A 7845-nucleotide genomic window follows, 5' to 3' on the forward strand; every position below is an offset into this window, starting at 1 on the left:
CCCGCCCGGGAGTATTTTTAAAAAGCCAAAATCGGGGGCGGGCAGAGCGGGGGGCGACATTGCGCCTCAGCGGGGAAGTGTCTAAACCGCAAGGCAGGCTTATTGACGGAGTGTCTCATGACTGCCCCCTTGCGACTTGGCATTGCCGGTCTTGGAACTGTCGGCGTCGGTGTTGTGCGCCTGATCCAGGAGGAAGCCGCGCTGATTGCGGCCCGCGCGGGACGCAGCGTCGAGATTACTGCGGTCTCGGCCCGCGACCGGAAGAAAAACCGTGATGTGGATCTGTCGGGCTATGCCTGGGAAGATGATCCGGTGAAGCTGGCGCAGCGTCCGGATGTGGATGTTTTCGTTGAGCTGATGGGCGGCGATTCGGGTCCGGCCAAGGCCTCGACCGAGGCTGCGATAGCGGCGGGTAAGGATGTGGTCACGGCCAATAAGGCGCTGCTGGCGCATCACGGTCAGGCTCTGGCGGAGGCCGCGGAGGCTGCGGGGGCGGTGATCCGTTTTGAGGCGGCGGTGGCCGGGGGGATCCCGGTCATCAAGGCGCTGATGGAGGGTCTGGGGGGCAACCGGATCAGGCGGGTGATGGGTGTGATGAACGGCACCTGCAATTACATCCTGACGCGGATGGAATCAGCGGGTCTGCCCTATGAGACCGTCTTTGAGGAGGCCCGGGCGCTGGGCTATCTGGAGGCCGATCCGAGCCTTGATGTCGATGGCATTGATGCGGGGCATAAGCTCTCGCTGCTGGCCTCAATTGCTTTTGGCACCCGGGTCAGCTTTGACGCGGTGGAGCTGGAAGGCATTGGCCGCATTGATATTGCTGACATCCGTTATGCCGGGGATATGGGCTACCGCATCAAGCTGCTGGGGGTGGCGCAGACCACCGGCCGCGGGCTTGAGCAGCGGATGTCGCCCTGTCTGGTGCCGGTGGAAAGCCCGCTGGCGCAGCTGACGGGGGGCACCAATATGGTCATCATTGAGGGTGCGGCCTCGGGGCAGATCGTGCTGCGCGGCGCCGGTGCGGGCGAGGGTCCGACGGCGAGTGCGGTGATGGGCGATGTGCTCGATCTTGCGCGCGGTGTGCGCTATCCGGTCTTTGGCCAGCCGGCTGCGACCCTGGCAGAGCCGGTTGCGGCCTCGGTTGCGGCGCCGGCGCCCTTCTATATCCGCATGCAGGTGCAGGATAAGCCGGGGGCGCTGGCCAAGGTTGCCACCGTGATGGGCGAGGCGGGGATTTCGATCGACCGGATGCGCCAGCATGGCCATGAGGCTGAGACCGCGCCGGTGCTGATCGTGACGCATCGCTGTACCCGCGAGGCGCTGGATTATGCGCTGTCGCAATTGCCGCAGACCGGGGTTCTGGCCGGGGATCCGGTGGCAATCCGGATCGAGGCGGTCTGAGACTTTGAAAACGCCGCGCGGGAGCGCGGCGTTTTGCTATCTGAGCCACCATCCGGCGTTGCGCAGGGTTTTGCGGATCTGGTTTTCGCGCAAAGCCGGATCCGCGCGGTCAAACATCGGGCGGATTTTCTGGCGTCCTTTGCCCTGATAGATCAGCTTTTTCGCAGGCTCCCAGTCGCGCAGCAGGCGTCTGATGCCGGGATCGGCGGTGACGGCTTCCAGCTGGTCCAGCACGCGCTCTGCCTCGCGGGCGTAGAGGAGCGGCAGGGCGCGGTAGTGGCAGCTGGCCGCGCCATCGAGGGCCAGATCTGCGGGCGGGCGTCCGCCGCCCTGCGCATGGATCACCAGCGGCAAAGCGATCTGATCGAGCCAGGGATCCAGCCTCTGGGCCGCCAGCATGGCGCCGGGGGCGTCGCGGATATCGGTCGCAAAGCGGGTGAATGTGGTGCCAAAGCGCGCGGGGCAGGGGCCGTAGAACCAGCCCGCGTTGAAGTAAAGATAATGCTCCCAGTGGTCTTCGGAGAAGCGCGGGTCCAGCGTGGGCGTGATATCGAGGCTGAAGCGCGCATAAAGCGTCTCCCAGATCGCGCGCAGCGTGGCGACATAGGGCTGCGGCTCAGGCCAGGTGCCTTCCACTTTCACCGAGGCTGCGGGGCGGGTGAAGTCGATGCCGAGGGCATCGGGGGCCTGAAGCAGCAGGGTGTCGGTGTCGAAGAAGAGAAAGGGCTCTCCCTCGGGCAGCAGGCGCAGGGCCTCAATTTTATTGCCGTAAGGGTAGTCGGCGCCGAAGTGGCGGCTGTTGAGCGGCAGGACCTTTGCGCCGAATTCGGTGAGTTTATCGCGAATGGCCGCACTCATCCTGGGGTCCTGTGGCCAGAGGGGGCCGGGCTGGGGCTCGGCGATGTAAAGGCGCGGCAGCAGATGCGGGGCCACGGCTGCCAGCGAGGCCGTGAAGACCAGCGCCTCATAGTGCAGACGACCGTTTTGCGCGACGATCAACAGATTGGGCAGCAGATTGGGCAGCAGATTGGGATGGGGCGCGGGCTTTGCGGCGGGGATCATGGCGCCTCTTTCATCTGCGGGTTGTCGAAGGCCGCAGGTTCGCGGGTTTCTGAGCGGATGGGAAGAGTGGTCTGTGGATTTTTGAACAGAGTTTTCCGGATCCGGCCCTTTCGCAGATGCAGCGAAAGACCTAGTTTAAGAGGGTACGGGCGCTGGCAGAGCATGCCACAGGTCCCGATGATCCTGAGGAAGAAACGATGACCCGCCTGAATGACGCCGCTTTTGACCAGCTGTTCCACAATGCCCGCAGCCACCCGACCTATGCCGGCAAAGCCATCGATGCCGCCACGCTCGAAGAGCTGAGCGCGCTGGCCGGTCTGGCTCCGACCGCTTTCAACCAGCAGCCGCTGCGCGTGCTCTATGTCACCTCGGAAGAGGGCAAGGCGAAGCTTGATGAGGCGATCGTGCCGGGCAACAAGCCCAAAGTGGCGGCAGCGCCTGCGATTGCGATCTTCTGCTATGATGCGAATTTCGTTGAGACTCTGCCGAAGGTCTTCCCGATCGCTGACGTGCGCGGCTATTTTGCGGATCCCGCCGGTGCGGCCGCTGCCGGTCAGCTGAACGCGCTGATCCAGTCGGGCATGTTCATCGCGGCAGCCCGTGGTCTCGGCCTTGGCATGGGCCCGATGATCGGCTTTGACCCGGCAAAAGTGAAAGAGCTGTTCCTGGCCGACAACGGCTGGCAGCCGCTTTACTTCTCGACCCTTGGCTATGTCGAAGCGCAGCCGGAATATGACCGCCTGCCGCGTCTGGATTTTGAAGAGGTTGCAAAGGTCGCCTGAGGCCTCTTTGCTGCGAATGCGAAAGGTCGCCCCCCGGGGCGGCTTTTTTCATGGCGCGTCAGGGCAGGATATGCAGCCAGCCCCAGGCCGTCAGCACGGTCAGCGCCGTGCCGATCAGCACCGTCGAGGCGGCGACGCGCTTGGCCACGCCATACATGGCCGCGAACATATAGGCATTGATCCCCGGAGCCATGGCCGAGGTGATCACGGCCGAGCGCAGCCCCTCATCCGAGACGTTTAAAGCCAGCGCCAGCCCATAGGTCACCGCCGGATGCAGCACCAGCGAGACGGCGGTGACATAGAGAATCGTCGCAATATCGCCCTCGGGGCGGTAGCGGTACAGCGTGCCGCCCAAACCAAAGAGCGCCGCCGGAAGTGCCGCGCCCGACAGCATGTTGATGGCGTCCCAGCCGGCTTTGGGCAGGGAAACTCCGGTCACATTGACCGTCACCCCCAGCAGCATCGCCAGAATCAGCGGGTTGCGAAACATCGCCTTCAGGATGCGCGGGGCCGCCGCGCGCAGACCGCCACCGGCATTGCGGGCCACCTCCATCGCGGTCAGGCCGATGCCGTAGCAAAAGGCGGCGTGAAAGGCGATGATGGTGAAGTTTGAGGCGACGGCATCGGCCCCCCAGGCGCGCTCAGAAATCGGCAGGCCCAGCAGGACCGAGTTGGAGAACAGGCCGACAAAGCCGATGGCCACCGAATCTGTCCAGGGCCGTTTGAAAATGAACCGCGCCCCCAGCAGGGCAGCGGTAAAGCCGCAAAGCGCACCCAGGTAGAAACTCACCAGCATCGCCGGTTCAAAATCATTTGAGAGGTTCATCTGCGCCACGGCGCGGAAGGTCATGCAGGGGATCGCATAGCCTTGCGTAAAGCGCATAAGCCCTTCAACCCAGTCATCTTTGAACCAGCCCCGCCACACGGCTGCATAGCCCGCCCCGATGATCAGAAAGACGGGCAGGATGACATCGAGCAGCAGGAGCATCAGGGGGCCTCAGGCCGGGGTCAGACCCGGTGGTCAGGAAGATCAATCACCATGCCGTCAAAGGCCGGGGTGATATGGGCAGGGGTCTCGGCCGCAACCGCGTCATAGTCGAGATCAATATGCATATTGGTCAGCACGCCGCGTTTGGGTGCCGCGCGGGCAATCCACTCCAGCGCGAGGGCGAGATGGGCATGGGTGGGATGCGGCATGCGGCGCAGGGCATCGACCACAAAGACCTCAAGCCCCATCAGATGCGGCCAGCTTTCTTCCGGGATCGCCACGGCATCGGGCAGATAGGCCAGCCCGCCGATGCGAAAGCCCAGAGCCTCCATCGAGCCGTGATCGGCGGTGAAAGGCTCAAAGCGGATCGCGCCGCCCGCACCTGTCACCTCAAAGGGGCCCTTCAGGCTGTGCAGGTTCAGGATCGGCGGATAGGGGCTGCCCTCGGGCTGGATGAAGGCATAGCCAAAGCGCGAGATCAGCGCGTCCTGAGTGGGCGCATCGGCCCAGACCGACAGGCGCTTGCGGGTATTAAAGACGATCTGGCGCAGATCATCGAGGCCATGGACGTGATCGGCATGGCTGTGGGTATAGACCACGCCATCGAGCCGTCCCACGCCTGCGTCCAGAAGTTGCTCGCGCATATCGGGGCCGGTGTCGATCAGCACCCGGGTGACCCCCTCATCCGTGATCCGCTCGACCAGCATGGAACAGCGGCGGCGGCGGTTTTTCGGATTGGCCGGGTTGCAGTCGCCCCAATAGCCCCCAAGCCGCGGCACGCCCCCCGAAGAGCCACATCCCAGAATGGTATAGCGGAGCGTGGCGCTCATGAGCGGTCAGCCTTTGCGGGCAGCTTTGGGGAAAAGACGGTCGAAATTTTCCGACGTGGCGCGGGCAAAGTCTTCGTAAGAAATGCCGAAGGTTTCTGCGCCGACCCGGGCGGTATGGGCGACATAGGCCGGCTCATTGCGCCTGCCGCGGAAGGGCGGCGGCGCCAGATAGGGGCTGTCGGTCTCGACCAGAATCCGCTCCAGGGGCGCGGCGGCAAAGATTGCCCGCAGGTCCTTGCTTTTCGGGAAAGCGGCAATGCCGGACATTGAGAGGTAAAACCCCAGATCCAGCGCGGTTTTCGCAAGCTCCGCCCCGGAAGAGAAGCAATGCATCACGCAGCCATAGGGCTTTGCGCGGTACCCTTCGGTTAAAATCCGCGCCATATCCTCATCGGCATCGCGTGCATGAATAATCAGCGGCAGGCCGGTTTCCTGAGCCGCCTCAATATGAACGCGCAGGCTGCGCTTTTGCACATCCTGCGACTCAGGGGTGTAGTGGTAATCGAGACCGGTCTCGCCCAGACCCACCATTTTGGGGTGCTGTGAGAGGCGGATCAGGTCTTCGACCGTCACTTCCGGCTCGGTTGTGGCGGACATCGGATGCACGCCGTAGGTATAGAAAAGCCCCTCATGCGCCTCAGCCATGGCCCGCACTTTCGGCTCATTGGCGATGCGGGTGCAGATGGTGACCAGACGGGTGACGCCCGCGGCGCGCGCGCGCTCCAGCAGAGCGTCGGTCTCGCCGTCGAAGTCGGGGAAATCGAGGTGGCAATGGCTGTCCACAAGCTCTGCCATCATTGCCGTAACCCCTTCGCCGCATCATTTATCTTCAGGAACATATCCATCACGAGCGCGGCAGGGTCAAGGTTGACCGCCCGCCCCTGACGGGCGCGGATCCCAAGGGTCTGCGCCAGTTCCGCCCAGGTCCGCGCCATGGCCGGATCAGGGCAGAGGCGGGCGAAAAGCTGCCCCTCGCCCCCGGCGGCCTCAGGCGGCAGCTGCCGCGTGGCCCCGGCGCGGGCCAGGCGGGCGAGAAAAAGGTCGATCAGCTCCAGGGTCAGATCAAACTGACCCTCTTTGCCGCGCCCGGCCGTGCTTTCCGCAATCGCCAGCGCATTTGAGCGCGCGAGATCGGGCAGGGTGGAAAAGAGCCGGATCAGCTTTGCATAAAGCCCCTCGCCATCGAGAGCCGCAATCCGCAAAGCCGCCCCCGCCGAGCCGCCCGACAGTTCCGCCAGCGCCACCGGGTTTTCCGCCTCAATGCCGTTCTCCATCAGGATGGTGCCGACATCCTCCGCGCCAAGCGGCGCCAGCGACAGCACCCGGCAGCGCGAGCGGATGGTCGGCAAAAGCCGCGCCGGCTGGTGCGAGATCAGCAGGATCACCGCGCCCTCGGGGGGCTCTTCCAGCAGTTTCAGCAGCGCATTGGCAGCGGCCGGGTTCATATCATCGGCGGCATCAACAATCGCCACCCGGCGCCCGCCGTCCGCCGATGAGAGCGCGAAAAAGCTTTTCAGTTTGCGCACTTCACCCACGGTGATGTCACGCGACAGCGCATCGCCTTTGTCATTGGGGGCCCGGCGCAACAGGAACAATCGCGGCTCCGACAGGGCCGAAAGACGCCGCGCCACCGGGCTGTCAGGCGGCGTGCTCAGGCTTTGCGGCACCTCAGGCGCGAAAAAGCCGCCTGCAGCCTCCGGCCCGGGCTGGCTGAGTAGAAACCGCGCGATACGCCAGGCGAGCGTGGCTTTCCCCACGCCTTTTGGCCCGGTCAGCAGCCAGCCGTGGTGCAGCCGCCCACTGTTAAAAGCCTCAAGAAAAGCAGCTTCCGCGCGGTCCTGGCCACGCAGGATGTGAACGTCGCGCGGATGCGGCGCGCCGTCGGTACGGTCGGGTTCGGGCAGATCATCTGAATGGGGGTCGCGAGCCATAGGCGCACTATGCCCGAAACGCGGGCAGGAGCAACCGGGCTGCGCTTTCGCGCCCTTTCGCCGCAGGCCGGACTTGCACGCAGAGGCGCTTTGAGGCATCAACGCGCCAGCCATCAGACGGGAGAAAGTCATGCGCGCACGTATTTATCAGCCTGCCCGCAATGCCATGCAGTCGGGATCCGCGAAAACCCACGACTGGATGCTGGATTTTGCCCCGGCAGACGCCCGTCAGATCGACCCGCTGATGGGCTGGACCTCTTCGGCCGACACCCAGCGTCAGGTCCGCCTGCGCTTTGCTTCGCAGGAAGCCGCAGAAGACTACGCCCGCGCCCGTGGCATCGACTACGACGTGCTGCCCCCGCAAAAGCGCGCTGCCAATATCAGACAGATGGGCTACGGCGAAAACTTCGCCACCAGCCGTAAGGGAGCCTGGACGCACTGAGAGGTGTAGATCCGAGCATAGTTGCTGCCAATTGGGGGCAAAGATCGCGCCGCTCGGACCAAAGTTTTGATAAGTGAATGAAATGATTGAAGCCGCCCGTTGGGCGGCTTTTGCATTAGTAGCAATGTCTGATTTCTCCCTGTGCTGCCGGTCAGCAAGGTCAATATTCGCAGGCTACTTGGTGACTACCGGGCATTCAATCTTGCTGCAGTATACTTCCACGAGACGTTCAGGGATGGGACTTCGCCGGCACTCGCACGGCTCCGCTCAAGAATCTTTCAATCAGGCTGTCTCGTAATCCGAGAGGTTGACAGCTAATGTTCCTTGATCCTGCCAAAGAGACTCGAAGTGATCTTTAAACGGCGTTGTTGCACAAATCCGCCTTAGGATAGAGCGCCCCTAACCC

Annotated in this window: 8 protein-coding genes; 3 read left to right on the forward strand and 5 right to left on the reverse strand. The window is 63.6% G+C overall.

The genetic code is table 11. The features are described 5' to 3' along the window. Positions 1 to 117 precede the first annotated feature (117 nt). Positions 118 to 1404, forward strand: a complete 1287-nt coding sequence (locus EG244_RS18450; protein WP_124966640.1) for a homoserine dehydrogenase — start codon at positions 118 to 120, stop codon at positions 1402 to 1404. A 36-nt stretch (positions 1405 to 1440) separates the two neighbouring features. Here the strand turns inward: EG244_RS18450 and EG244_RS18455 are convergent, their stop codons facing one another. Continuing rightward, positions 1441 to 2466 (reverse strand): hypothetical protein, encoded by a 1026-nt coding sequence (locus EG244_RS18455; RefSeq protein ID WP_124966641.1) that lies wholly within the window; start codon positions 2464 to 2466, stop codon positions 1441 to 1443. A gap of 197 nt (positions 2467 to 2663) precedes the next feature. Between EG244_RS18455 and EG244_RS18460 the strand changes: the two genes are divergently transcribed. Beyond that, complete coding sequence (locus tag EG244_RS18460; protein ID WP_124966642.1) at positions 2664 to 3248, forward strand: malonic semialdehyde reductase; 585 nt, start codon at positions 2664 to 2666, stop codon at positions 3246 to 3248. Between the two features lie 58 nt (positions 3249 to 3306). On the opposite strand, the gene EG244_RS18465 is transcribed toward EG244_RS18460, so the two are convergent. From EG244_RS18465 to EG244_RS18480, 4 genes are read right to left on the reverse strand one after another with little or no spacing between them, the layout of a single operon-like run. Next, positions 3307 to 4236, reverse strand: coding sequence for an AEC family transporter (locus EG244_RS18465; RefSeq protein WP_124966643.1), 930 nt, complete (start codon positions 4234 to 4236; stop codon positions 3307 to 3309). Positions 4237 to 4256: 20 nt separating this feature from the next. Then, positions 4257 to 5066: an MBL fold metallo-hydrolase gene (locus EG244_RS18470; protein ID WP_124966644.1), complete on the reverse strand. Its 810-nt coding sequence runs from the start codon at positions 5064 to 5066 to the stop codon at positions 4257 to 4259. Between the two features lie 6 nt (positions 5067 to 5072). Next, positions 5073 to 5864, reverse strand: coding sequence for a TatD family hydrolase (locus EG244_RS18475; protein WP_124966645.1), 792 nt, complete (start codon positions 5862 to 5864; stop codon positions 5073 to 5075). Continuing rightward, positions 5861 to 6997 (reverse strand): DNA polymerase III subunit delta', encoded by a 1137-nt coding sequence (locus EG244_RS18480; RefSeq protein ID WP_124966646.1) that lies wholly within the window; start codon positions 6995 to 6997, stop codon positions 5861 to 5863. Before EG244_RS18480 ends, EG244_RS18475 begins: the two co-directional genes overlap by 4 nt. Before the next feature lie 130 nt (positions 6998 to 7127). On the opposite strand from EG244_RS18480, the gene EG244_RS18485 reads away from it, so the two are divergent. Next, the gene (locus tag EG244_RS18485; RefSeq protein WP_124966647.1) at positions 7128 to 7439 is read left to right on the forward strand and encodes an ETC complex I subunit; all 312 of its coding nucleotides are present in this window, start codon (positions 7128 to 7130) and stop codon (positions 7437 to 7439) included. Positions 7440 to 7845: the final 406 nt, after the last annotated feature.

Origin of the sequence: Falsigemmobacter faecalis (genome assembly GCF_003863335.1) — a bacterium.
Lineage (GTDB): Bacteria > Pseudomonadota > Alphaproteobacteria > Rhodobacterales > Rhodobacteraceae > Wagnerdoeblera > Wagnerdoeblera faecalis.